The organism is Arthrobacter sp. Y3221160 (assembly GCF_059092585.1).
In genome coordinates, this window is the sequence record NZ_JBNHHU010000002.1 from 761,918 (window position 1) to 786,391 (window position 24,474).

Here is a 24,474-nt window from a genome sequence, read left to right on the forward strand (position 1 = left end):
GTCCTGCAATCCCTCTCCGTTCTGCGTCTCCGCCACCGCCGGGCGGCGCTCGTTGATCCCGGGTTAAATCCTTGCACACCTCGCAGGGAGGGCGCCGGGATGGTGCCGAGGCGCGCGTCACGTCTCGCGGATTTCACCGCTGACGACGTCGATGCTGAACTCCCGCGTGCGGCTCGCCACCGGGGCGCCGCCGGGAGGTTCGTCCGCCGGGACCGCGGTGCAGGAGAAGGAAACGGTCAGGCCTCCGGCCGCGACGTCGGCGCGCGTCACCGTGCGGACAGGATGGAGGTAGCGGGCTTCTCCGCCCGGGCCCAGGTCCTGGGGCGGAAAATCCGCGGCGTTGTCGAACCCGCCGGCCAGGCTCACCCTCAGGTGCTGCGGTCCCAGCATCTTTGCCCGCCCGGCAAAGACCAGCACGTCCCCGGCGCGGTGGCCGGGCGCCGGCCCGCCCCCGGCCGGGCTGCGGATCTCCTCCAGCACCATGTCGAAGCGCAGCGGGTAGTCCTTGGGCACCGGCAGCGGCCCGGTCACGGGGCCCGGCCCCGCCGCGTCGTCGTCGTCCCGGGCCGTGACGGCCCCGCGCGGCCAGGCCGCCAGCAGCCGCCCCGGATCTGCGGTGGCATAGACGATCTCGCGTCCGCCCTGCCGCTGGTACAGCACCCCGATGCGGCCGTCCGGCAGCCGCACCGCGGCCGGCCCGCTGGCACCGCTCCCGTAAACGGTGAGCTTGTGCGGCCACGAGTGCCCGTTGTCCCGAGAGAGGCTGAGTACCACGTTGCGGGGCAGCAGCGGGTCCTGGCAGTTGGCGGCCAGCAGCCAGCGGTCGCTGGCCGGTGCGGCCAGCCCGCCCACGGCCGGCAGCCCGTCGAAGCGGACCAGGGAGCCGCTGCTCCCGGGATCGGACAGTTCGTCGACCGGCTGCAGCGGCCCGTAGCTGTGCCCGCCGTCGTCAGAGACCGCGGCCAACCGCCGGGGAGCAGCCCAGGTATGCAGCAGTACCCGGCCGTCGGTCAGGCAGACGGCGGCACCCCCGCCGTCCTCCGCGGCCGGGCCGGAGTCCTGCGCCGGCAGCGGCTTTCCCAAGGTCCAGGTGTCCCCGTGGTCGTCGCTGTAGCAGGAGGCGGCCCCCGCGCCCGCGCCCTCGGCCATCACCGCGAACAGCACCAGCAACCGCCCGGCGTATCGGCCGGCGTGCACGCCGGTGCCCGGCCCGGCAGCGGCGAGCCGCGTGATCGCGTCCGAGGCAGGCCGCGGGGCGACCGACCGGTGCTGCCAGGTGGCGCCGTCGTCGTCGGAAGACAGCAGTTCGAAGCGCCGTGCCGTGGCCGCCGGGTCCGGCCCCGCTTCGCCGCCTCCGGCCGCCGCGACGAAGGCCAGGAAAATCCGCCCGGTTGCGGCGTCGGAAAACAGTCCCGGCCGGCCCGCCGCGTGTCCGGACGTGTCCGCCCACGCCACCTGCTGCGGTTCCCAGGTCGCGCCGCCGTCGAAACTGCGGCGCAGCAGCAGGTCGCCGGTCGCAGGCGACCGGCCCTGCCTTCCCATCCCTGCATAGGCGACGACGGCGCTGCCCGCCGGGGTCACGGCGAGCGCCGGAGCCCGGTACTGCCGGTAGCCCTCCACGCCCCGAACGGCGAGGACCTGTTCCATTCCTCCACCGTACCGGCCGCGGCGCCCCCAAGGGCAGTGCCGGACGACACGCCGGATCAATCCGGTTGCCTGGCCCAACCATCGGCCACTATGTGAACTGAAGCACACGTTGCAGTTCTGCTCGCACCCCTCTCCTGAAAGGACGCCCGACGATGAGTTGGTTGGACCGATCGCATACGATCGCCCCTCCGGGCTTTAACCGCTGGCTGATTCCGCCGGCGGCGCTGGCCGTGCATTTGTGTATCGGCCAGGCCTACGCGACCAGTGTGTACAAGAACGCCCTGGTCGCCCACTTCGACGTCAGCCTGACCGAGATCGGCATCATCTTCTCCATCGCCATGGTGATGCTCGGGCTCTCCGCCGCCGTCATGGGCACCTGGGTGGACCGCAACGGTCCGCGCATGGCGATGTTCACCTCCGCGGTGTTCTGGAGCTCCGGCTTCCTGGTCGGCTCGATGGGCATTTTCACCGAACAACTCTGGCTGGTCTACCTGGGCTACGGCGTGATCGGCGGCATCGGCCTGGGCATCGGCTACATCTCCCCCGTATCAACCCTGATCAAGTGGTTCCCGGACCGCCCCGGCCTGGCCACCGGCATGGCGATCATGGGCTTTGGCGGCGGCGCGCTGATCGCCAGCCCGGTCTCCACCGCACTGCTGCAGTTCTACGACCCCAGTTTCGACGGGACCCCGGGCTGGGTGGCCAGCGGCGACGCCGTCGGCAAGCTGTTCCTGACCCTGGCCGTGGTGTACCTGGCCTACATGCTGTTCGGTGCCTTCACGATCAAGGTGCCGGCGGACGGCTGGAAGCCCGAAGGCTTCGACGCCTCGAAGGTCAAGGCCAAGGCCCTGGTCACCACGGCGAACGTCTCGGCGAAGAATGCCATCAAGACCCGCCAGTTCTGGCTGGTCTGGGTCGCCCTGTTCTGCAATGTCACGGCAGGCATCGGCATCCTGGAGCAGGCCTCCCCGATGATCCAGGACTTCTTCCGCCAGCCCGACGGCGTTTCGCTGGTGTCCGCGGGCGTTGCGGCCGGATTCGTGGGGCTGCTCTCGATCGCGAACATGGGCGGCCGGTTTGTCTGGTCCACCACCTCCGACTACCTGGGCCGCAAAAACAACTACATGCTGTACCTGGGCGTGGGCGCCGCCTTGTACGTGGTGCTCGCCCTGTTCGGCTACACCTCCACCGGGCTGTACGTGCTGCTGGCGGCCGTCATCATCAGCTTCTACGGCGGCGGCTTCGCCACCGTGCCGGCCTACCTGCGCGACCTGTTCGGCACCTTCCAGGTGGGCGCCATCCACGGCCGCCTGCTCACGGCCTGGTCCGCCGCCGGCATCGCCGGGCCGTTGATCGTCAACGCCTTCCTGGATGCCCAGGGCAAGCCGGGCGAGCTGACGGCGCAGGCCTACCAGCCGGCCCTGCTCACCATGGTGGGCCTGCTGGTCATCGGCTTCATTGCCAACCTGATGGTCAAGCCGGTGGACAGCAAGTACCACGAGGCACCGGCCAGGGATGCCGGCGAAGCCGCGATGGCCGGAAAGGAGGCCTGAGATGAAGAAAGCCCAAGTAGCCCTCGGCTGGGTGCTGGTCGGCGTGCCGCTGCTCTACGGCGTCAGCCAGACGCTGCTGAAGGTCTCCGCGCTCTTCGGCTGACCCAACTGCGCACCTACCCCACTACGCACCTCCCCCGCATCACCGCTTCGCCGGCCCACCTGGTGAAGCTCAACCCCCGGCAGGCCCGGCTCCTTCGAGCCGGGCCTGTTGCTTGACAGCGGACCGGCCGGTCGTAGCGTTGGACATGCCATGGAATGGTTCAGTGCCGAGGGGTTCGAGTTGGCGCGGCAGGTGCTGCAGCGGGGCATCGCCGCGGTGTTCCTGATCGCCTTCGCCTCGGCTCTGGCCCAGTTCCCGGCCCTGCTGGGCGAACACGGGCTGCTGCCCGTGCCCCGGTTGCTGGAGCGAAGAACCCCGCGCGGCTTCACCCTCTTCCGCTGGGGATACACGGACCGCCGGCTGCGGGCGGTGGCCTGGGCCGGCGTCGTCATCGCAGCCCTGGTGGTGGCCGGGCTGCCGCAGCTGGGGCCGCCGTGGCTGCCGATGATCGCGTTCCTGGCCCTGTGGTTCCTGTACATGTCCATCGTGAACGTGGGCCAGACGTTCTACGGCTTCGGCTGGGAGACGCTGCTGCTCGAGGCCGGTTTCCTTGCCGCCTTCCTGGGCTCGGACCGGGTGGCGCCGCCGGCCCCGGTGCTGTGGCTGTTCATCTGGCTGGTGTTCCGGCTGGAGTTCGGCGCCGGCATGATCAAGATGCGCGGCGACCCGGTCTGGCGGGACCTGACCGCCCTGTACTACCACCACGAGACCCAGCCGATGCCCAATCCGGCCAGCTGGTTTTTCCACCACCTGCCCAAACCGCTGCACAAGGTGGAGGTGGCCGGCAACCACTTTGCCCAGCTGGTGGTGCCGTTCTTCCTGTTTTTCCCGCAGCCGGTGGGCAGCATGGCGGCCGCGGTCGTGATCGTCACGCAGCTGTGGCTGGTGGCGTCGGGCAACTTCGCCTGGCTGAACACCCTGACCATCCTGCTCGCCTTCGCGGCGGTGTCCGACGACGCGGTGCAGGCCATCCTGCCGGTGGGTGACTTCACGCCGGAGTACCGGCAGGAACCGGTGTGGTTCACCGTTGTGGTGCTCGCGGTGTGCGCCCTGCTGGTGTACCTGAGCTATTGGCCGTTGAAGAACCTGTTCAGCCGGCATCAGCTGATGAACGCCAGTTTCAACAGCTGGCACCTGGCCAATGCCTACGGCGCCTTCGGCTCCATCACGCGGGAGCGTTACGAAGTGGCCGTGGAAGGGTCCGCCGACGGCGTCCACTGGCGCGAGTACGGGTTCAGGGGCAAGCCCGGAGACCCGCAGCGGATGCCGCGGCAGTACGCGCCCTACCACTTGAGGCTCGACTGGCTGATGTGGTTCCTGGCGCTGGGCTCCCGCGGCGAAAACTGGTTCATCCCGCTGCTGGTGCGGCTGCTGGAAGCGGACGAGGCCACGCTGAAGCTGCTCAGGCACGATCCATTCGACGGCGTACGGCCGCTCTACGTGCGCGCGACGCTCTACCACTACCGGTTTTCCACGTGGGCAGAAAAACGAAGCACCGGCCAATGGTGGATCCGCCGGGAGTCCGGCCAGCTGGTCCCCCCGCTCTCCCGCCCGCGCGCCGCGGAATAACCCGGGCCGGCCCGCGGTTGCCGCCAGTAGACACCATGCATATGCATATATACCTTAATGATGAAAGGCGGCCACCGCGTGGCACAGACAATCGAACTCGGGCTGGACACCTTCGGGGACGTCACCACCGGAGCCGACGGCAAGCTCCTGCCGCACGATGAGGTCATTCGGAACGTGATCGCCGAAGCGAAGTTGGCCGACGAGGTCGGCCTGGACTTCATCGGCATCGGCGAGCACCACCGTGAGGACTTCGCCGTGTCGGCCCCCGATGTGGTGCTGGCCGCGATCGCCGGCCAGACCAGCCGCATCCGGCTGGGCTCGGCCGTGACCGTGCTCAGCTCCGACGACCCGGTCCGGGTGTTCCAGCGCTTCTCCACCCTGGACGCCGCCTCGAACGGCCGCGCCGAGGTTATCCTGGGCCGCGGCTCGTTCACGGAGTCCTTCCCGCTGTTCGGCCTGGACCTGGCCGACTACGACGTCCTCTTCGACGAGAAGCTCCACCTCTTCACCGAACTGCTCAAGGAAGAGCCCGTCACCTGGGCCGGCCGCACCCGGCCGCGGCTGGACAACAAGCGGATCTACCCGCCCACGGCGTCCGGCAGCCTGAAAACCTGGATCGCCGTCGGCGGCACCCCGCAGTCGGTGGTCCGCGCGGCCCACTACGGCCTGCCGCTGATGCTGGCCATCATCGGCGGGGCGCCGATGAACTTCGCCCCCTTCACCGAGCTCTACCAGCGTGCGCTGGACCAGTTCGAAAAGCCGGCGCTGCCCGTCGGAGCGCACTCCCCCGGCTACATCGCGGACACGGACGAGCAGGCCCGCGAGGAGATGTGGCTGCCGTATGCGGACATGCAGGAGCGGATCGGCCGCGAGCGCGGCTGGAGCCGGATGACCCGCGGCCAGTTCGAGGCCGAGGCGGGCCCGGACGGCGCCCTGTTCGTCGGCTCCCCGGAGACCGTGGCCACCAAGATCGTGAAGGTCGTCAAGGGCCTGGGCCTGTCCCGCTGGGACATGAAGTACAGCCTGGGCACCCTCCCGCACGGAAAGCTGATGAACTCCATCGAGCTCTACGGCACCAAGGTGGCGCCGCTGGTGCGGGAGCGGCTGGCGGAGTAGTCAACCGGGCGGGCGGGGCTGGCGCGCGTCAGCGCTCGAGGGCGGCGGGAGGCTTCGCGGGGAAGCCTCCCGCCGTCGTCGTGCTCGCCTTGGTGGTGATTTTTCGGGCGGGCGTCATTTCTTTGCGCGCGGGGACGTCCGCCAAGAGTCTCACCGTCGTGGTTTTAACGATCAACCCGTACCCTGAATGGTGTGCGCGTTCTTGTGAAACCTTTTATTGCCATCATCCTGCTGCTCGCCCTCGCTTTCGCGGGGGTGGCCCCGGCCTCGGCGGTCACCAGGACCGCGCAGGATCCGTTCGTGGCCGAGGTTTTGCGGCTGACGAACCTTTACCGCGCGCAGAACGGCCTCTCGCCCGTGGTCTGGAACCAGAACGTCGGCAATGTCGCCCAGCAGTGGTCCGAGGAGCTGAACACGCGGATCAATAAGAACACGCTGGACATGAACAAGATCCATCGCCCGGGCTACGGCAGCAAGGAAATCCCGCCCGGTTTCGACTGGTACACCGAGAACATCGCCATCAACAACTCCGCCCGCGAGGTGGTGGACTGGTGGATGAACTCCCCCGCGCACCGCGCCGGCCTGCTCAGCCCCAACGCCACGGACATCGGCGTGGGGTATATGAAGACCACGCACAAGGACTGGTACGGGATGTACGTGGCGGTGGCGAACATGGCCGGCTACGCAACCACCCGGGCAACGCTGCCCCCGCATCCGGGCATGGTGCGCGCCAGCTTCCAGCACGGCGACGTCGCGGCCATCGACTCCGCGGGGAACCTCTACGCCTACGACTCGGCCAAGGGCCACGACCTTTACAAGCGCCGGCTTGTAGCGAGCGGGTTCAAGGGAGTGTCACAGGTTCAGGTGGCCGACTGGAACGCCGACGGCGTGCTCGATGTGGTGGTGCGCTGGAAGTCCGGCAAACTGACGGCTCACTTCGGCAAGCCGGACGGCGGACTGGAAAGTGCCGCCACCATCGGATCCAGCGGGTGGGGAAACTACGACGTCACCGTTACCGCGTGGAAACAGGCCGACCCCTACCCTGCGCTGCTGGCCCGCAACACCGATACCGGCCGGCTCTACTACTATCCGAACCCGGCCGGACTCAATCACGGCAGCCGCACGCTGCTGGGCACCGGATGGAAGTCCCTGCCGATCTTCACGGCCGACATCGACGGCGACGCCAAGATGGACGTCGTCGCCAAGACACCCCAGGGCCAGCTCAAGCTGTACCGGTCCAACGGCGCCGGCAAGTTCATTTCCGAGACCAGACGGATCATCGGCTCCTCGGGCTGGAACGCGATGACGCATCTGTCCCTGATCCGGGACCATCTGGGCGACGGAAAGCAAGGCGTACTGGCCCGCGACTCCCGCGGCAATCTGTACCACTACCCGGTGCTGATCAACAAGCTTGGCTCGCGGGCCGTCATCGGCGTCGGCGGCTGGCAAACCCTGATCATCGGCAGCTGACGCCGAGCGCCCGAGGACTGAGGACCGGCTGCGCCCAGCCGTGCTCCTGACCGGCGCGCGCCGGGGCGTCCTGCGGAGCTGGTTCTGCCGGGCTACTCTTCCCCGCCCGGGGGCGGCTCCCCTTCCGACCCGGCGCCGTCCTTGTCCGCCGGCAGGTTTTCTTCGAGGTCCCGGTCGATCTCCGATCCGGGTTCGATGACGATGCCGTCTTCGTTCTGCGGGATGTCCGGATCCAGTTCCGGGCGGTCTTCGCTCACAGCATTGCTCCCCTCACCGTCGCTTACGTGTTGGCTCCTCAGCCGCCTGCAGGCCCTCACCCGTGGGCGCGCTTGTTCTCGTCCGGCGCGTGCACGTGCGTGCCGCCGACGAGTTCCACCAGGCCCTCCACCGCCGAGGACAAGGACAGATCCGGAGTCCGGGCAATGAAAGGCACCAGCAGCCTGTTCTCCTTCTCGATGTGCAGTGCGAACACGCTGCACATCGAGGCGGCCACCGTGGCCGTCTCCATTCCTTCGGCGCCCCGGAGTTCGTCCAGCAGCGAGGCCAGCGCGGTATGGTCGGCCAGCAGCGACTCCACCAGGAGCCGGGCTTCCCCGGTCGCCCCGGCCGGCCCGTACAGTTGGGCTTCTTCCAACTCGGCGTGTGGCAACATCTCCCGTTCGCCCCACTCCAGCAGTATGCCGTGCGCGTTGTAGACGGTGTCTTCGTCTCCGGTGTCGAGGGCACGGGTGAGCTCCGCCGTCGTCGCCTGCAGCCGGGCCAGCATCTCACGGTGGTGGCTAACGACGGCGGCCGCGGCCGCGTTCTCTGCCTCGACGCTGCTGTCGGTCACCGCATGCTCCTCGGGTCGAGGTGGGGCCGCCTGCAGGCGGACCGGGTCTGTCCATTGTCGACGCGGGCAGGCGGGCTGTCGAGGGTCAGGCCGCCCCAGCCGCCCGGCGCCCGAGGCTGCCCATCATCCGGGCTACGCCGGGAAACGCGGAGGATCCTGCCGATCGTAGTGCCGCTCCGTCCGCTGCTCTGGCGGCGTGCGGCACGTCGTGCTAGTACGGGAGTGGCCTGACAATCGCCGGGCCGGGTCAAGTCCGGGCCTCAGGATGAATGCCGGCTCCGGCCGGCTGACTGGAAGGAAAACCGTCATGCCCAACTATCGGATCGGATATTTTGTCGGGAGCCTGGCCAGCGGCTCCATCAACCGGACCCTTTCGAAGGCGCTGATTAAGCTCGCCCCGGAGGGTATGGAGTTCAACGAGATCCCCATCCGGGACCTCCCCCTCTACAACTCGGATTACGACGCCGACTACCCCGCCGAGGGCCGGGCACTGAAGGAAGCGGTGGAGGCCTCCGACGGCATCCTTTTCATCTCACCCGAATACAACCGGTCCATCCCCGGAGCCTTGAAGAACGCCATTGACTGGGGGTCCCGCCCGTGGGGGACCAACTCCTTCGCCCGCAAGCCCACCGGCATCATCGGCGCTTCCCCGGGAGGCATCGGCACCGCCGTCATGCAGTCGAGCATGCGCAGCGTTCTCAGCTTCCTGGACGCCCCGCAGCTCAACGCCCCCGAGGCCTACATCAGCTTCAACCCGGACATCTACGGCGACGACGGCGACGTCAGGGACGAGTCGACGCAGGCCTTCCTGCGCCACTACATGGAGGAGTACTCCGCCTTCGTCCAGCGTGTCCTTGACGCGAACGCCGCCGGGCACATTGGAGACGAGGACCCCGAATCCCGTAAGTGACGCGACAACGGTGGTGGATGCGGTCGTTTCGCTAGCCACGGGTCAGAGGTGGCGAGGGTGAACCGCTCCCGGGGCTCTCCCGCGGTCCCCCGGAGGGGACGCCCGCCCCCTCCGGCAGGCTACCGATTGGCGATGGCAGCCGCCGTGGCGAAGTAGTCGGCGTCGACCATGACGGCGTAGCTCTCGGCTTCGAGGGACTTGACCGACTTGAAGTCCCGGCGTCCCCCGGTGCTCCAATGCCCGATGAAACCGAAAGCGGCCCCCCATACGGCTGCGATGACGACGCTTCCCAGCAGCACGCTCAGCCAGACAATGCCGGGGACGAAGAGCCCGAACAGAAGTCCGATGAGCAGGCCGAACCAGGCGCCGCCCGCAGCTCCGGCCAGCGCGGCCTTGCCCTTGGTCATCCGGCCCGTGACCTGCTCCACGCTGCTGATGCCGAGGCCGACAATGCGCACATGCTCCACCGGGAACTTCTCATCCGAGAGGCGGTCCACCAGGCGCTGCGCCTGCAGGTAGTCCTTGAACTCGGCGAGCACGGCTGAGGTTCCCGGGGCCGCCGGACCGGAAACAGTCGACTGATGCTGGAATGATGTGGTGGTCATGTTCCTACCTCCAGTGGTGTTGTCTTGGTGGACGCATCAAGTTTAGCAAATTTAGTTAGGTTAGCCGAACCGAATCTTTCTCGGTAGGCTCCTCCCATGACCGATACAGCGACAGCGGGCGACGGCGACAGGCCGACATCAGGAGTACAGGTCCGCACGGCTTCGCCCTGATGCTCCAGTGGGCCAGCAGGAAAAAAATCCGACATTTCGTCTTCGGCCCGGCAGCCGCTGACCTCTCGCCAACCGATACGGCGCTGCTGGAATACCTCACCGGGAACGGCCCAATGCGCCTTTCGGACCTGGCCGCACAGTGGGGAGTGAATAAATCGACCATGAACCCGCAAGTCCGCCGGCTTGAAGGCAGAGGACTGATCGATCGCCAACCTGACCCCGCGGATCGCCGCGCCACCCTTCTTGGCACATCAGCCAGGGGTATCGAACTGCAAAGGCAAATCGGCGAGGCCGGCGCGGCGGCCTTCGACGAAATCCTTTCCACGTGGTCGCCTGAAGACCGGGAAATCCTCGGCGCAATGCTGGTCCGCTTTGCCAAAGAACTTTCCGCAGCCACGCCCCGGCTTTTCCAGTACGGCTCACCCGGGGCTTCCTTGCCCGAGTCCACTCGGGAATGACCCGGGAAGCACTCCCGCTGGGAGTACCCGTCGCAGGTAATTGCAGCCGCTAGGCCGAGCCCGGTGTGGCATCCCGGACCCGGTCCGGGGGACTGTGCATTGCCGGTGCCCGGGCGGGCGGGCATGATGCTGAGATGAGGCTGGCGGGAGAAGCGACCGGCTCTTCTCTCGAACACTGGCTGTTGTCGGGGGCCGAGCGGGGCAACGACGCTACACAGCTGCTCCCATGGACGGCCGGCAACGAGGTGCGCGTGCTTGTGCACGGCCGGGAGTATTTCCCGCTCCTGGCCGCTGAGTTGCATGCCACGGGGCCGGGGGACCTGGTCCTGCTTGCCGGGTGGCGGATGGACGCCGACGAGCTGCTCACCGCCGGCCTGACCGTGGCGGAAGCACTGAGCCGCAGCGCGCGGCGCGGAGCCACGGTCAAGGGGCTCCTGTGGCGATCCCATCCCTCCTGGATAGTGGGCACGCTGGGACAGAACCGGGAGTTGGCCGCCGACATCAACGCCTCGGGTGCCGAGATGCTGCTCGACCACCGCGTTCGCAGATTCGGCAGTCACCACCAGAAGTTCGTGGTCATCCGGCGCGCGGCCCATCCTTCCACCGACGTCGCCTTCGTGGGCGGGATGGATCTGGCCCGGTCCCGCCGCGACGACGAGACCCATCGAGGGGACCCGCAGCCCCGCAGATTTGCCCGCGCCTACGGACCGACTCCGGCATGGCACGATGTGCAGCTGCTGCTGCGCGGACCGGTCGTCCTTGAGGTGGAGAAGGTGTTTCGTGAGCGCTGGGACGACCCCGCACCGATGGCACGCTTGCCATGGCACCGGCTGCCGGACATGATCCGCGGCCTCCGGCAGCAGGCTTCCCCCTTGCTTCCCCCGCGGCCGGCACCGCCTGCCGCGGGTGACTGCGAGGTGCAGTTGCTGCGCACCTACCCCAAACGCTCTCCGGGCTACCCGTTCGCACCCGGCGGCGAGCGCAGCGTGGCCCGCGATTACGCGAAGGCGCTGCGGCGAGCACGACAGTTGGTCTACGTGGAGGACCAGTATCTGTGGTCAGCCGACGTCGGCCGGGTCTTCGCGGAAGCCCTGCGCCGCAATCCCGGCCTCCATGTCATCGCAGTCTGCCCCCGCTTCCCGGACCAGGAGGGCAGGCTCAAGGTTCCACCGGCGCTGTTCGGTCAGGGTTTGTCCTGGCGCATGGTGCACGACGCCGGAGGCGACCGGCTGCTGATGCTGGACATCGAAAACGGGCAGGGCTGGCCAATCTACGTCCACTCGAAAGTCTGCGTGGTCGACGACGTCTGGGCCGCCGTGGGCAGCGCCAACCTGAACCGGCGATCCTGGAGCCACGATTCCGAACTCACGGCCGCCGTGCTCGACGAACAGCGCGACCCGAGGCCACCGGCAGACCCGGCAAAACTCGGTGACGGCGCCCGCCCGTTCGCCCGTGACCTGCGCCTGCGGCTACTCTGCGAACATTTGGGACGCGTCCCCGGCGATAATGCTGACCTCCTCGATCCCCGCGAGGCTGTACGCGCCGTCCGCTCAAGCGCCGACGAGCTCGATGCCTGGCATCGTGCAGGTCGTTTGCTGCCGCGGCCGCAAGGACGGCTGCGCTCCCATAGCCCGGCGGAGGGATCCCCTTGGCAGCGCCGGTTGGCAGCCCCGGCCTACCGGCTCCTCTTCGACCCGGACGGCCGCCCCCTCCGGATGAGACTGCGGCGCCGTTACTGACCGTCATGCCACCGCTGCGGCGCCGGCCCCTCGTGGAAACCATGTCTCGGGCGATTCAACCGCGCTCGTTAGCTCTCGTCAGCTCTCGCAGCCGACGCCGTCGCCGTCGCGGTCGAATTTGGTGTCCCAGCCGGGGTCGCCCGCCCGGATCGGGGCCGCGCCGGCTTCCTTCACGGCGGTGCAGTTCTTGTAGAACACGTTCCCGCCGGCTGGCGCCTCTTGGACAGGCGCCGGTGCAGGCTGTTGCTTTGGCTCAGGAGCGGGCTTGGGTGCCGCCGGCTCGGCTGCCACTGGCACGTCCACTCCCCCGTCGGCCGGGACCGGTTGGTCCGGGCAGGACGTGGAGAGGATGTTCTTGATGGTGTCGTGCTCGGCCTGGGTCATCCAGAGTCCGTACTTGGCTTTAACGGCGGTCTGCAGGGCCACGTACTCGCAGCGGAACGCCTTGTTCGGCGGCAGCCAGGTCGCGGCGTCGCCGTCGGACTTGGAGCCGTTGGTGGGTCCGTCCACCGCCACCAGGTTCAGCGGATCGTTGGCGAAGACTTCGCGCTGGTTCTTGGCCAGCCGCTGGGCACCCTTCTGCCAGGCGTCCGAGAGGGCGACGACGTGGTCGATCTGGACGGCCGTGCTGGTCTTGTTGCCGCGGACGAAGTCGATGGTCGTGGCGGTGAAGGGATCGGCCAACACCCCTGAGGTGACCACACAGCCGCCGGCCTTGAGAACCGTGTAGTCCAGATCGCGCTGGAGGATGTCATTACGCGCGTCGCAGCCGTTGCGGTCCGGATCCAGCCACCCGTCACCGAACTGGTCGCGCGAGTATCCGGTCTTCGGGGCGCGGCCCTTGATCGCGATGCTTTCCAGTTGTTCCAGGGCGGTGCCGGCGCCGGCAGGCTCCTCCTCCGGTTCCTGCGCCGGCGGGGCCTTGGGCTCCTCCGTCTTCTTGGTGGGTTCCGGGGTTTCGGGAACCCGGGTCGGTTCGGGGCTGTCGGTCACCTCGATGGTCGGGGCGACCAGGGGCTGGTCCGCTTCGGCGGGCGAGGTGCAGCCGGACAGCAGGATGGCCAGCGCCAAGCCGGCAAGTGCGAGGGGTTTCTTCTTCTCCATGTCCATTCATGTCTACGGCAGACGCCTCATCCCGCCCGGATGGACACGCCGAAGCGGCAGGCATATGAAGGTGGAGCAGAGCGGAGGGAAATCACTGATCGATCAATAGTCTTCGCGGTGGGGAACAAGCCGCAGACAAGGATCGGTTCCGCGGTTCAAAGGCTCCGGAGCGGGCAGGGGGCAAACAACGGTGAGCACCTGTGGAAGTGCTTCAACCCGCCGGTTCCATGCTCCCGTTTATCGCGGTCCCCTGGTGTGACGTCCTGGGCCGCGACGGAACCTCGGCCGGGTCAACCGCCGGGCGGGCCGCAGCCGCACTGTCGCCGCGGTTACTCCACCGACACCCGCCGGCGCTGGCAGGAGAGGATTCCCGGCCCCTTCCGGGACTACCTTCTTCCTGGCCCGGCGGGCAGCTGCCAAGCCGGATGGGGAGCGGCGGTGCGGCGCAACGGGTCGGCCTTCCCGTCGATTCGGCACAAGCACCAGCACCATAAAAGGGGCAAAGGCGAGCACGAGGTCGATAACGAAAAGGGTGACTTCCATGGCCAACTCCTACCCTTGGCTCTTAGGGTAGGCGCCGATTGGCGGGCACACAATGGGTTGAGGTGCTGGCCCGGGGATCGGTGACGGCAGAGCCTCGCGCCGCCCCAATTTAGAGCCAATCCTGCGACGGCGGATGGTCACCGTGACGCCTTTCCTGACCCCTCACATCCTTCGCCCCTCGCCCCTCAGTTCTCGCCCCTCGCCCCTCAGTTCTCAGCCCTCAGCCCTCAGCCCGTGCCATATGATGATCCGCTCCTTGCCCTCCTGTGGACCCGAATCCGTGCCGGTCCCGGCAACGCCGCTGGAAATCTCCGATCCTGTCAGAGGCCGGTGTTAGGTTGGCAGCAACCTCAGATGGAGAGAAGGAGGACGAGATGGCCACGACACATTCCCGCGGCATCGGAATCGACTTCATGGATCCCAACTCGTGCGGCCGCTGCGACGCCTGCGACGAACTGCCCGCACCGGTGATCTGCGAGGACTGCTGCTATGACGAGGAGGGCAACTTCGTCCGGCTCGTTGAATGGCCCTGCCCCGAGATGAAAGCCGTCAAGGCAGCCTAGGGACAGCCCCGTTGGCGGGACGCGTAATCCGATGGGGCCAATGAAGCGATGCCGGCGAGTTCCTCTGCTGCATCAAAAAGCCCGCACTCGGTGCGAAGCTGCCTGCTAAAGGATGGCGCTGAAGAGCGCCATCCATACCAGCGCACCAAAGACGGCCCCGGCGAGGATGGGCAGCATGGCGATGACGATCGCCCAGACTCCCGGTTTCCTGCCCGCATTCTTCGAGAGCGCCACGAGGCCGGCGATCAGTCCTGCCAGCAACGGCAGCAACGACGCCCACATGAGCACCCAGATCGTCGGCAGCAGCAGGCCAGCCAGGAATAGTGCCAGGCCAAGGAGAGATAGGCCCAGGGCGAGCCTGCCCGTCCTCTGATCCGCGGCTTGTGCGTGAAGTCGTTCAATCTGCACGACTGGTCCATTCTGTCGGAAAGGTCAAGCTGAGAAGAAGGCTATACCAATCTGCTGACTGGCCGGCAGCGGCACGACGCCAAGCATGTAGGAGAGCCTTTAGAGGGCCGTACCCAACGCATCGAGTAGCATTGCTCCCAATTGCCCCGCAGCGGAAGGAACGTTTCATGAAATATGTCGTTTTGCAGGTAATCCTCAAAGAGAAGCTGCTCGGAACCGGCTCGGGCAACTTGGAATCCCTCGAGCAAGCCATCAACGAGCAGGCCGCGAAGGGCTACCGGCTCCACACCATCACCACCGCGAGCAGCGGCAGCAAGGGATTCGGCGGCGGTGACCGCATCCAGGCAACGATGGTGTTCGAAAGCCTCACCTAAACGCCAAACGGGCTGACCGCCCGAACACCGAAAGGCGGCCCTCCTCCGGTGAAGGAGCGGGCGCCGCCGTATTGCAGGACCCTCAGTGCCTCCGGACGGCGGGTGCGCAGACTGGTTTTGGCTGCCGTCGTAACACGAGAAACCCCTCTCGACCAGCTTTTTGCCTAGTCAAAGAGGGGTTCGTGGAGCCCCCTGCCGGATTCGAACCGGCGACCCCCTGTTTACAAGACAGGTGCTCTGGCCAACTGAGCTAAGGAGGCGTGCTGACCGAAGGGCCAGCGTGCCGGACAAAACCGGCTAGATAAGGGTAGCCCAGGCGGCGGCCCTGCGTGAAACCGCAGCAACCGCCGCCCGGATGCCGGCCGGGACCAGCCCGGCGGATGCTTTAGGCGCGGGCGTCGATGATGCCCTGGGCGAACTCCTGGAAGTTGCCGGAGTTCGTCCACTTCTGGCCGTCAACGAAGACCGCCGGGGTGCCGCCGACCTGGTATTCGTTGAACGTCTGGTTGACGAACGCGGTCCAGGGGCGGAATTCGCCGTCGTCAATGCAGGAGGCGACGTCGGTGGCTCCCGCGCTTTCCGCGATGCTCGTCAGGGTGGCGTTGTCCAGTCCGGCCCCGCCTTCCGTCGGCTGCTGCGCGAAGAGCTGGGTCAGGTAGCCGTTAAAGGCCTCGGGGTGGGAGTCGGCCACGCAGGCCATGGCGTTGGCTGCCCGGGACGAGTAGTTGGTGGTGGACACGCGGTCGAGGAAGGTCGCCACCCGGTACTCCACGGTCGCCTCGCCGGAGGAGGTGAGGTCGGTCAGGTACCCGCCGTACTGTCCTTCGAAGTCCTTGCAGACCGGGCAACCCATGTCCACGTAAACCACGATGTTCGCCGGTTCGCCCTCGGGCGCGGCAGCAACGCCCGCCGGCACGATGGTGTCGCCCTCGGTGGAGGCCGGCTCCGGGATGTTGTTCACGTCGACCTGGATGGGCTCGGTGGCCGCCAGTCCGTCCTGCGTGACGGTGTACCCGCCGAACTCGTTGCCGTGGGCCGGCGCGGCACCGACGTCGGCGACCTGTCCGCGCTGGTTGGACATGACAACCCCGGCGATCACCGCGATGATCACCAGGACAGCGACGACCACCCCGCCCTTGACCAGCAGCGAGTTCCGCTTTTCGCGCTTCTGCTGCTCTTCGCGTATCTGGCGGGCCTTCTCGCGGGCCGCGGCAGTGCGCTCGGCCTTGGTCGACTTAGGGCTGTTTTGGGTAGCCATGGATCCTCGCGTCTTGTTGGTCTGCTTCGCCCAGGCAGGGCACTACAGGTCTAGTTTAGTTGCAACTTCAATGTTCAGGCGGAACGAGTGGCCGCGTTCACGTTTGATGCCTCAGCGCGCTCCGGGGAAGCCTCGGGTTGCCATTCCTTATAAAGTCATGAACAGGACGGTATACACAAAGGAGAGGTCAGTTGGCGAATTCCGCAGAGATGAACGGCGAGGAAGCAGAAGGATCTCAGTTCGGGGAGTACGACCTGATCGTCGTCTCCAACCGCCTGCCGGTGGACCGAGCGCCCGAGGACGACGGTCAGGGTCCCTGGCGGCGCTCGCCCGGCGGGCTGGTCACGGCGCTGGCCCCGGTGATGGCGAAGACCGACGGCGCCTGGGTGGGCTGGCCGGGGGTACCGGACGAGAAAGTGGACCCGTTCGACCACGACAACATGCATCTGGTCCCGGTGACCTTGAGCGCCGACGACGTCGAGTTGTATTACGAAGGCTTCTCCAACGCCACGCTCTGGCCGCTCTACCATGACGTGATCGCCCCGCCGGAGTTCCACCGCGCCTGGTGGGAATGCTACAAAACGGTCAACCGGCGCTTCGCCGAAGCAACTGCGGAGATCGCGGCCGAGGGTGCCACCATCTGGGTCCAGGACTACCAGCTGCAGCTTGTTCCCAAGCTGTTGCGGGAGATGCGCCCGGACCTGAAGATCGGTTTCTTCAACCACATCCCGTTCCCCCCGCTGGAGATCTTCGCCCAGCTGCCGTGGCGCCGGCAGGTGATCGAGGGCCTGCTCGGGGCCGACCTGGTCGGCTTCCAGCGCCCCAGCGACACCAGCAACTTCCTGCGCTGCGTGCGCCGCTTCAGCGGCCTGAATGTGCGCCAGCAGCAGGTGCAGGTGGTCAACAACGACGGCGGCGCCCGCCTTTGCAAGGCCGGCGCCTTCCCGATCTCCATCGATGTGGCCCACATCAGCGAGCTGGCCAACCGGCCGGACGTGATCGCCCGCTCCGAGCAGATCCGGCAGGAGCTGGGCAACCCCGACACCGTCTTGCTGGGCGTGGACCGGCTGGACTACACCAAGGGCATCCGGCACAGGGTCAAGGCCTACGGCGAACTCCTGGAAGACGGCAAGTTGAACGTGGAGAACGCCGTGCTGATCCAGGTGGCCTCGCCCAGCCGCGAGCGCGTCGAGTCCTACCGGCTGCTGCGCGAGGAAATCGAAGGTTCTGTGGGCCGGATCAACGGCACGTTTGACACCCTGGAAAACACCGCCATCCGCTACCTGCACCACAGCTACCCGGTGGAGGAAATGGTGGCGCTCTACCTGGCCGCGGACGTGATGCTGGTGACGGCGCTGCGCGACGGCATGAACCTGGTGGCCAAGGAGTACGTAGCCTCCCGCAAGGGGGTGGACGGGGCGCTGGTGCTCAGCGAATTCGCCGGCGCCGCGGACCAGCTCAAGCAGGCCATCCTGGTCAACCCGCATGACATCGACGGGCTCAAGGATGCCATCATCCGGGCGGTCAACATCCCGCCGGCCGAGGCCACCCGCCGGATGCGGGCGATGCGCCGGCAGATCCTGCAGAACGACGTCGAACACTGGTCGCGCGCGTTCCTGAAGGCCCTGCAACAGCCGCAGGCCGATGACTGAGCGCCGCGACGAGAGGCAGCCGCACCTGCCCGTGAGCCCCGGCGCCGGCAGGGCTGACGCCGGTGTCCCCGGTGTCGGCGCCCCTGACGCCGCCGCGCTTGACCCCGGCGCCCGCGATCTGGTGCCGCTGGAGCTGCGGGAGGCGCTGGAGCGGATCGCCCGCACCGAGACGCTGCTGGTGGCGCTGGACTTCGACGGCGTGCTGGCGCCGATCGTGCCCCGGGCCGAGGACGCCCGCCCCCTGCCGGCCTCGGCAGCCGCCGTGGCCGCGCTGGCGGCACTGCCGGGGACGTCCACCGCCTTCATCTCCGGCCGGGCACTGGCCAGCCTGCGCGCCGTCGCCTCCCCGGACGACCGGACCCTGCTCATCGGCTCGCACGGCGGCGAGGTCTTCACCGGACCGGACAGCCCTCCCCTGGTGCTGGACGGCGCGCAGCAGCAGGCACTGGCGGCGGCCACCGCCGTCGTCGAAAAAGTAGTGGCCGCCCATCCGGGCACCCGGCTGGAAGCCAAGCCGGCCGGCGTCGTGCTCCATACCCGAACCGCTGACGACGCCGTGGCGGCGGCGGCCACCGAGCGCGCCCGCGCCGAGCTCCAGGAGGTCCCCGGGCTCTATCTCAGCGACGGCAAGCGCGTGCTCGAGACGTCGGTGCTCAGCGCCGACAAGGGCCAGGGCCTCGGGCTGCTGCGCTCGTTCACCGGCGCGACCGCCGTGTTCTTCGCCGGCGACGACGTCACCGACGAACACGCCTTCGCCGTGTTGCGGGGCTCCGACGTCGGGGTCAAGGTGGGGCCGGGAGACACCGCCGCGGCGTACCGGGTGGACTCTCCGCAGACGTTCGCGGCCGCGCTGGCGCTGCTGGCCGACCTGCGGGCCGCCGCCCTGCCGGCCTAGCGCGGCAGGGCGGCGACCGGCTGCTGGCTGCCGGGCACTTTTCGTGGAGCGTGTGTCCCCGGTCGCCGCGCCGCAGGGGCTCGTTGACAGCCGTGGCATACTGAGGGCGTGAGCCGCCTCACACCGCCGTGCGGCGGCTCGAAAACTGAACACGCACCCATCACTACGGATCGTCGGGCACGTACCTGCCCGTGAAGGGAAAACAACCATGGCAACGGTAACGTTCGACAATGCCACGCGCTTATATCCGGGCACCGAAAAGCCCGCGGTGGACAGCCTCAAGCTGGAGATCGCCGACGGCGAGTTCCTGGTCCTCGTCGGCCCCTCGGGCTGCGGCAAGTCCACCTCGCTGCGGATGCTGGCCGGCCTCGAAGACGTGAACTCGGGACGGATCCTGATCGGCGACCGCGACGTCACCGACGTACCGCCGAAAGACCGTGACATCGCCATGGTGTTCCAGAACTACGCGTTGTACCCGCACATGTCCGTTGCCGACAATATGGGTTTCGCGCTGAAGATCGCCGGCGTGTCCAAGGAAGAACGCGTCGAGCGGGTCCGCGAGGCGGCCAAGCTGCTGGACCTGGAGGAGTACCTGGACCGCAAGCCCAAGGCGCTCTCCGGCGGCCAGCGCCAGCGCGTGGCGATGGGCCGGGCGATCGTGCGGAATCCGCAGGTTTTCCTGATGGATGAACCGCTGTCCAACCTGGACGCCAAGCTTCGCGTGCAGACCCGCACGCAGATCGCCTCCCTGACCCGCCGGCTGGGCGTCACCACCGTTTACGTCACCCACGACCAGGTGGAAGCCATGACCATGGGCGACCGCGTGGCGGTGCTCAAGGACGGCATCCTGCAGCAGGTGGACACCCCGCGCGCCCTCTACGACCGGCCGGCCAACGTCTTCGTGGCCGGTTTCATTGGCTCGCCGGCCATGAACCTGCTGGAACTGCCGGTGACCGACGGCGGTGTCCAGTTCGGCGGCCTGACATACCCGGTGCCGCGCAACCTGTTGGACGCCGCGCACGGAAACACCGTCACGCTGGGGGTCCGGCCGGAGGACCTGGAGCGCGCCGAGGACGGCCAGGGGCTCGCGGTGTTCGTGGACGTCGTCGAGGAACTTGGCGCCGACGCGTACGTCTACGGGCACACCGAGTTGGACGGCAAACGCTACGACATCACCGGCCGCGTCGACGGACGCACCCCGCCTCCGGCCGGCAGCACCACCTACGTGCGGCCCAAGGAGGGCCACGTGCACCTGTTCGACACCGAGAACGGGCTGCGGCTGGGCGAACATGCCCCCGGCACGCCGCCCGCCTCGGTGGAGGACCTCAATACTCCGATCGAAGCCGGCAAGACAGCCGACTAGGCCCCGCGCCTAGGATGTAGTCATCATGGCTGACCAACATCCCGGCACCGGCGGTCCCGTCCAAGGGACCGCCGGCGCGCCCCTGTCCGGCGGGGCCGCCTCGATAGCGTCGCTGAGCATCACCGCGGCCACCACCGACGAACGGCTGCTGGACCTGCCCTGGCATCTTGCGCTGGAAGACTGGCCGCCGGAAAACCTGGCCGCGCTGCCCCGCGGGCTGTCCCGGCACGTGGTGCGGTTCGCCCCGCTGGGCGCGGGCGTGGTGGCGATCAAGGAGACCGGCGAAGAAGCTGCCCGGCACGAATACCAGATGCTGCGCAAGCTGCAGCGGCTGGCCATCCCCTGCGTGGAACCGGTGGCCGTGATGACCGGGCGGCTGCGCACCGACGGCACTCCCCTGCAACCGGTGCTGGTCACCCGGCATCTTCGTTTCTCGCTGCCGTACCGCGCCTTGTTTTCCCAGACGCTGCGGCGGGAGACGCTAACCCGCCTGATCGACGCGCAGGCGCTGCTCCTGGTGCGCCTGCACCTGGTGGGGTTTTTCTGGGGCGATGTCTCGCTGTCCAACACGCTCTTCCGCCGGGACGCCGGAGCGTTTGCGGCCTACCTGGTGGACGCCGAAACCGGCGAGCTGCACCAGCGGCTCTCCGACGGCCAGCGCGAGCATGACCTCGAGATCGCGCGGGTGAATATCGCCGGCGAGATGATGGACCTCGTCGAGGGCGGCCTGCTCGAGGAAAGAGTGGATCCGGTGGCCACCAGCGAGCGGATTATGGACAGCTACCGCAAGCTGTGGGTGGAGCTGACGGCGGAGGAATCGTTCGACCTGGGTGAGCGGTGGCGGGTCAACGCCCGCATCCGCCGCCTGAACGACTTGGGGTTCGACGTGGAGGAGTTCTCCATCAACACCACCGCAGACGGGGCCACCATCCAGCTCCAACCCAAGGTGGTGGACGCCGGGCACCACCAGCGCCGGCTGCTGCGGCTCACGGGCCTCGACGTGCAGGCGAACCAGGCACGCCGGCTGCTCAATGACCTGGATGCCTACCGGGCGGACAACCAGCCGGAGCAGAGCGAGGAGATCAGCGCCCACAGCTGGGTCCGTCATGTCTTCGAACCTATTGTCCGCGCCATACCGCGTGAACTGGCGGGCAAGCTGGAACCGGCCGAAGTGGTCCATCAGGTGCTCGAGCACCGCTGGTATATCTCCGAAGCGCAGGACCGCAACGTGCCGCTGGCGGAAGCCGTGCAGTCCTACGTCGACACCGTGCTGCGGCACCGCCGCGACGAGGCCGCCATCATGCTCGATCCGGATGCGCGGACCGCCGCCGCCCTGGACGCGGCCGCGACGGACGAAGGCTGACAGCGCTCAGGCAGGCTGCCCTCCGCTCTTGCTGAAGATCGCCACGAGGAAGTCCGACGACGGGGTGAACGGGCGCAGGTCCCAGGTGGCCAACCGCAGGTCGGGGGTCAGGCCCGCCGCTGCGGCGTCGGAGAAGAACTCGTCGAAGTCGTAGCCGCGGCCGGCGCCGAACCCGGTCACGAGCCGGCCGGCGGGAGCCAGGTGGCCGGCCAGGTTGCGCAGCACCCCGCCCGACGTGCCCGGGGCGAGGAAGGTCAGCACGTTGCCGGCGCTGACGATCACGTCGAACGGCTCGGCGACGCCCTGCGCGGGCAGGTCCAGCTCCGCCAGGTCGCCGACCAGCCAGGTACAGTCCGGATGGTCCCTGCGGGCCGCTTCGATCAGCTCGGGATCGATGTCGACGCCGACCACCGAGTGTCCGCGGCGCGCCAGTTCGCCGCCCAGCCGGCCCGGCCCGCAGCCGGCGTCGAGGACCCTGCTGCCGCGCGGCACCATGGCGTCCACCAGCCGGGCCTCACCGTGCAGGTCGGCGCCTTCGGCGCGCATCTGCTCGAAGCGCTGGATGTACCACGCCGAATGGCCAGGGTTCCGGCGCTTCATCTCTTCCCACAGCGTCTCTTTCCTCATGCCACCAGCCTACTGGCGGGCGCGTGGACGGCCGGCATGCGTTCCCCCGCCGCGGCTCACGCCGACGTGGCCTCGGAGATCCGCGCCGGCAACGCTTTGCCGGGATTCAGCAACCCCCGAGGGTCGAACACATCCTTCAGCCGGCGCTGCAGTTCCAGCACCTCGTGGCTCTGTTCGCGCCCCAGCCACCGCACCTTGAACTGGCCGATACCGTGTTCGCCGGTGATCGTGCCGCCCAGCGCCAGCCCGACGTCGATGGACTCGTCCAGCGCCTCGTTGAGCGCCGCCACCTTGGCCACGTCCCCGGGCCCGACCCAGAACGTCGGATGCAGGTTGCCGTCGCCCGCGTGCGCGACCACTTTCAGTCCGACGCCGTGGCGCTCGGCGATTTTCTGCAGTTCGTTGATGTAGTGCACCAGCTGGGACCGGGGAACCGCGACGTCCTCCCCCACCCGGTAGTCATCGTCCACCTCGGCGCCGCGGCTGTGCCGGCGCAGTTCCATCAGCCGGATTGCTTCGGCGGTGTCCGCCGCCTTGATCTCGGCGCCGAGCCCGGTGAGGACCTCGCGGATGATGCCGGCTTCCACCTCTGCCGCATGGCCGTCGGTCTGGATCAGCAGCAGCGCGGCGCCGCGGCTGCGCAGGTTGGACCCCTGTTCCCGGTCCAGCTGCGCCATGGTGTTTGCGTCCAGCAGTTCCATGATCGCCGGCTGCACGCGCGCCCGTCCCACCGCCAGCACCCCGGCGGCGGCAGTTGCCACATCGGGGAAGAACGCCGCCACGGTTTCCAGGGCGGCCGGCAGGTAGCGCAGCCGCAGCGTCGCGCCGACCACCACGCCCAGGGTCCCCTCGGAGCCTACGAACAGTCCGGTCAGGTCGTAACCCGCCACGCCCTTGAACGTCCTGTGGCCGGTGCGGATCAGCGTCCCGTCGGCGAGCACCACGTCAAGGGCCAGCACGGATTCGCGGGTCACCCCGTACTTGGCGCAGCGCAACCCGCCGGCGTTCGTCGCAATGTTCCCGCCGATTGTCGAGCTGCGGTAGCTGGCCGGGTCCGGCGCGTACATCAGCCCGTACTCGGCGACGGCGGCATTCAGGTCGGCGTTGATCACGCCCGGTTCCACGCGCGCGATCTCGTCTTCCGGATGGATCTCCAGGATCCGGTCCATGGCCGCGAGGCTCAGCACCAGGCAGCCCCTGGACGCGTGCGCGCCACCGGAGACCCCCGTGCCCGCCCCGCGGCACACCACGGGCACTCCCGCAGCCTGCGCGGACCGCATCACTGCCTGCACGTCCTCCGCACTCTGCGCGCGGACGACGGCGATGGGCAGCTGGTGGTCGAGGACCGGGCCTTGGTCGGTGGCGCAGGCAGCCAAGTCCGTGGGGTCGGTGCTGACCGATCCCGCAGGCAGGGCACGCTGAAGTTCCTTCAGAAAAGAATCCGTCACGCTTTCGGGGCCTCCGGTGGTCGTTCCGTTGCTGTTGCTGGTCACGCAGTCCCTCCCATGAACCGGACGTAGCGGCCGAGCACCTGCGGCCATCCGTCGGCATAGGCGGCCCGCTCTCGCCAGCCCTCGGGCATGTTCTCCCAGCCGGAGTGGGTCAGGCGCAGTTCCGTGCGGCCATCGCCAACGTCTACGAATTCGACGTCGACTTCCCCCGACGCCGCGGGGCTCGTGCCCGGATGCCAGGTGCAGCGCAAATGGCTGCCGGGAGTCCATTCCAGGATCTCGCCCCAGACATGAACCTCATCATCCAGCGTCGTTTCTGTCAGGACATGGTCCTCGAACTCCACGTGGCTGCCCTCGCCCGCCACACTTTGGCGGTCCACCGGCCACCAGAGATGGATGAGATCGGTGAAGCCGCTGAAAGCCTCCTGGCTTTCCCGCGGCACGGTGACGCGGCAGTGCATTGGATCACCGCTCTTGGAGGGTTCAGGCTCTTGCTGCGCGTGGGAGAACAGGGACGAATTCATAGCCCCAGCCTAGTCGGGGCGTGGGGTGGTTGGTGGTTAAACGCGGGAAGGCCCCGCCATCGTTGGCGGGGCCTTCCCGGTGTTCAAAGAATGTCCGGCGGCGACCTACTCTCCCACACCCTCCCGAGTGCAGTACCATCGGCGCTGTGGGCCTTAGCTTCCGGGTTCGGAATGGG

Annotated in this window: 24 protein-coding genes, 1 tRNA gene and 1 rRNA gene; 14 read left to right on the top strand and 12 right to left on the bottom strand. The window is 68.0% G+C overall.

The genetic code is table 11. From position 1 onward, the window contains the following. Nucleotides 1-117 precede the first annotated feature (117 nt). Nucleotides 118-1,647 carry a sialidase family protein gene (locus AC5RWG_RS16440; RefSeq protein ID WP_494167395.1) on the bottom strand — a complete coding sequence of 510 codons (1,530 nt, stop codon included), beginning with the start codon at nt 1,645-1,647 and terminating at the stop codon, nt 118-120. A 152-nt stretch (nt 1,648-1,799) separates the two neighbouring features. On the opposite strand from AC5RWG_RS16440, the gene AC5RWG_RS16445 reads away from it, so the two are divergent. The 5 genes from AC5RWG_RS16445 (at nt 1,800) to AC5RWG_RS16465 (ending at nt 7,458) form a co-directional block, all read left to right on the top strand. Then, a complete protein-coding gene (locus tag AC5RWG_RS16445; protein ID WP_494023389.1) occupies nt 1,800-3,200 on the top strand; it encodes an OFA family MFS transporter in 1,401 nt (466 codons plus the stop codon). 1 nt (nt 3,201) lies between these two features. Beyond that, nucleotides 3,202-3,303, top strand: a complete 102-nt coding sequence (locus tag AC5RWG_RS16450; protein WP_493968694.1) for an MFS transporter small subunit — start codon at nt 3,202-3,204, stop codon at nt 3,301-3,303. A gap of 150 nt (nt 3,304-3,453) precedes the next feature. Next, complete coding sequence (locus AC5RWG_RS16455; RefSeq protein WP_494001789.1) at nt 3,454-4,872, top strand: lipase maturation factor family protein; 1,419 nt, start codon at nt 3,454-3,456, stop codon at nt 4,870-4,872. A gap of 78 nt (nt 4,873-4,950) precedes the next feature. Further along, a complete protein-coding gene (locus tag AC5RWG_RS16460) occupies nt 4,951-5,988 on the top strand; it encodes an LLM class flavin-dependent oxidoreductase (protein WP_494014700.1) in 1,038 nt (345 codons plus the stop codon). Between the two features lie 204 nt (nt 5,989-6,192). After that, on the top strand, nt 6,193-7,458 hold the full coding sequence (locus tag AC5RWG_RS16465) for a CAP domain-containing protein (protein WP_494167396.1): 1,266 nt from the start codon (nt 6,193-6,195) through the stop codon (nt 7,456-7,458). A 92-nt stretch (nt 7,459-7,550) separates the two neighbouring features. On the opposite strand, the gene AC5RWG_RS16470 is transcribed toward AC5RWG_RS16465, so the two are convergent. Together AC5RWG_RS16470 and AC5RWG_RS16475 are read right to left on the bottom strand one after the other, a co-directional pair. Next, complete coding sequence (locus AC5RWG_RS16470; RefSeq protein ID WP_494167397.1) at nt 7,551-7,715, bottom strand: hypothetical protein; 165 nt, start codon at nt 7,713-7,715, stop codon at nt 7,551-7,553. Between the two features lie 56 nt (nt 7,716-7,771). Then, nucleotides 7,772-8,290, bottom strand: a complete 519-nt coding sequence (locus tag AC5RWG_RS16475; RefSeq protein ID WP_494001793.1) for a hemerythrin domain-containing protein — start codon at nt 8,288-8,290, stop codon at nt 7,772-7,774. Between the two features lie 307 nt (nt 8,291-8,597). Between AC5RWG_RS16475 and AC5RWG_RS16480 the strand changes: the two genes are divergently transcribed. Next, nucleotides 8,598-9,200, top strand: a complete 603-nt coding sequence (locus tag AC5RWG_RS16480; protein ID WP_494167398.1) for an NADPH-dependent FMN reductase — start codon at nt 8,598-8,600, stop codon at nt 9,198-9,200. A 119-nt stretch (nt 9,201-9,319) separates the two neighbouring features. Here the strand turns inward: AC5RWG_RS16480 and AC5RWG_RS16485 are convergent, their stop codons facing one another. Continuing rightward, a complete protein-coding gene (locus AC5RWG_RS16485; protein WP_494167399.1) occupies nt 9,320-9,805 on the bottom strand; it encodes a general stress protein in 486 nt (161 codons plus the stop codon). A 170-nt stretch (nt 9,806-9,975) separates the two neighbouring features. Here AC5RWG_RS16485 and AC5RWG_RS16490 point away from each other — a divergent pair, with 170 nt between their 5' ends. Next, complete coding sequence (locus AC5RWG_RS16490) at nt 9,976-10,434, top strand: MarR family winged helix-turn-helix transcriptional regulator (RefSeq protein WP_494167400.1); 459 nt, start codon at nt 9,976-9,978, stop codon at nt 10,432-10,434. Nucleotides 10,435-10,568: 134 nt separating this feature from the next. After that, nucleotides 10,569-12,173 carry a phospholipase D family protein gene (locus AC5RWG_RS16495; protein ID WP_494167401.1) on the top strand — a complete coding sequence of 535 codons (1,605 nt, stop codon included), beginning with the start codon at nt 10,569-10,571 and terminating at the stop codon, nt 12,171-12,173. A 78-nt stretch (nt 12,174-12,251) separates the two neighbouring features. Here AC5RWG_RS16495 and AC5RWG_RS16500 read toward each other — a convergent pair whose 3' ends face one another. After that, nucleotides 12,252-13,277 carry a GmrSD restriction endonuclease domain-containing protein gene (locus AC5RWG_RS16500; protein ID WP_494167402.1) on the bottom strand — a complete coding sequence of 342 codons (1,026 nt, stop codon included), beginning with the start codon at nt 13,275-13,277 and terminating at the stop codon, nt 12,252-12,254. A gap of 917 nt (nt 13,278-14,194) precedes the next feature. On the opposite strand from AC5RWG_RS16500, the gene AC5RWG_RS16505 reads away from it, so the two are divergent. Further along, complete coding sequence (locus AC5RWG_RS16505) at nt 14,195-14,383, top strand: hypothetical protein (protein WP_494167403.1); 189 nt, start codon at nt 14,195-14,197, stop codon at nt 14,381-14,383. 105 nt (nt 14,384-14,488) lie between these two features. Here the strand turns inward: AC5RWG_RS16505 and AC5RWG_RS16510 are convergent, their stop codons facing one another. After that, nucleotides 14,489-14,791 (bottom strand): hypothetical protein, encoded by a 303-nt coding sequence (locus AC5RWG_RS16510; RefSeq protein ID WP_494167404.1) that lies wholly within the window; start codon nt 14,789-14,791, stop codon nt 14,489-14,491. A gap of 167 nt (nt 14,792-14,958) precedes the next feature. On the opposite strand from AC5RWG_RS16510, the gene AC5RWG_RS16515 reads away from it, so the two are divergent. Beyond that, a complete protein-coding gene (locus AC5RWG_RS16515; RefSeq protein WP_494014711.1) occupies nt 14,959-15,165 on the top strand; it encodes a DUF4177 domain-containing protein in 207 nt (68 codons plus the stop codon). A 183-nt stretch (nt 15,166-15,348) separates the two neighbouring features. On the opposite strand, the gene AC5RWG_RS16520 is transcribed toward AC5RWG_RS16515, so the two are convergent. Beyond that, a tRNA-Thr gene (locus AC5RWG_RS16520) sits at nt 15,349-15,425 on the bottom strand. Nucleotides 15,426-15,550: 125 nt separating this feature from the next. Next, nucleotides 15,551-16,423 carry a DsbA family protein gene (locus AC5RWG_RS16525; RefSeq protein WP_494167405.1) on the bottom strand — a complete coding sequence of 291 codons (873 nt, stop codon included), beginning with the start codon at nt 16,421-16,423 and terminating at the stop codon, nt 15,551-15,553. A gap of 209 nt (nt 16,424-16,632) precedes the next feature. Here AC5RWG_RS16525 and otsA point away from each other — a divergent pair, with 209 nt between their 5' ends. The 4 genes from otsA (at nt 16,633) to AC5RWG_RS16545 (ending at nt 21,696) form a co-directional block, all read left to right on the top strand. Next, entirely contained in the window at nt 16,633-18,075 is a 1,443-nt protein-coding gene (otsA, locus tag AC5RWG_RS16530) for an alpha,alpha-trehalose-phosphate synthase (UDP-forming) (RefSeq protein WP_494014723.1), read from the top strand. Beyond that, nucleotides 18,068-18,970, top strand: a complete 903-nt coding sequence (gene otsB, locus AC5RWG_RS16535) for a trehalose-phosphatase (protein ID WP_494139933.1) — start codon at nt 18,068-18,070, stop codon at nt 18,968-18,970. Before otsA ends, otsB begins: the two co-directional genes overlap by 8 nt. 208 nt (nt 18,971-19,178) lie before the next feature. Further along, nucleotides 19,179-20,333: an ABC transporter ATP-binding protein gene (locus tag AC5RWG_RS16540; RefSeq protein WP_494001859.1), complete on the top strand. Its 1,155-nt coding sequence runs from the start codon at nt 19,179-19,181 to the stop codon at nt 20,331-20,333. A gap of 25 nt (nt 20,334-20,358) precedes the next feature. Beyond that, entirely contained in the window at nt 20,359-21,696 is a 1,338-nt protein-coding gene (locus tag AC5RWG_RS16545; protein ID WP_494139932.1) for a DUF4032 domain-containing protein, read from the top strand. A 6-nt stretch (nt 21,697-21,702) separates the two neighbouring features. Here the strand turns inward: AC5RWG_RS16545 and AC5RWG_RS16550 are convergent, their stop codons facing one another. The 4 genes from AC5RWG_RS16550 to rrf form a co-directional block, all read right to left on the bottom strand. Further along, nucleotides 21,703-22,323 (bottom strand): class I SAM-dependent methyltransferase, encoded by a 621-nt coding sequence (locus AC5RWG_RS16550; RefSeq protein WP_494139931.1) that lies wholly within the window; start codon nt 22,321-22,323, stop codon nt 21,703-21,705. Nucleotides 22,324-22,379: 56 nt separating this feature from the next. Next, nucleotides 22,380-23,816: an FAD-binding oxidoreductase gene (locus AC5RWG_RS16555; protein WP_494139930.1), complete on the bottom strand. Its 1,437-nt coding sequence runs from the start codon at nt 23,814-23,816 to the stop codon at nt 22,380-22,382. Then, entirely contained in the window at nt 23,813-24,298 is a 486-nt protein-coding gene (locus AC5RWG_RS16560) for an SRPBCC domain-containing protein (protein WP_494139929.1), read from the bottom strand. The genes AC5RWG_RS16555 and AC5RWG_RS16560 overlap by 4 nt, the downstream gene beginning before the upstream one ends. 92 nt (nt 24,299-24,390) lie before the next feature. Beyond that, nucleotides 24,391-24,474 (bottom strand): 5S ribosomal RNA (gene rrf / locus AC5RWG_RS16565); the annotation flags it as partial.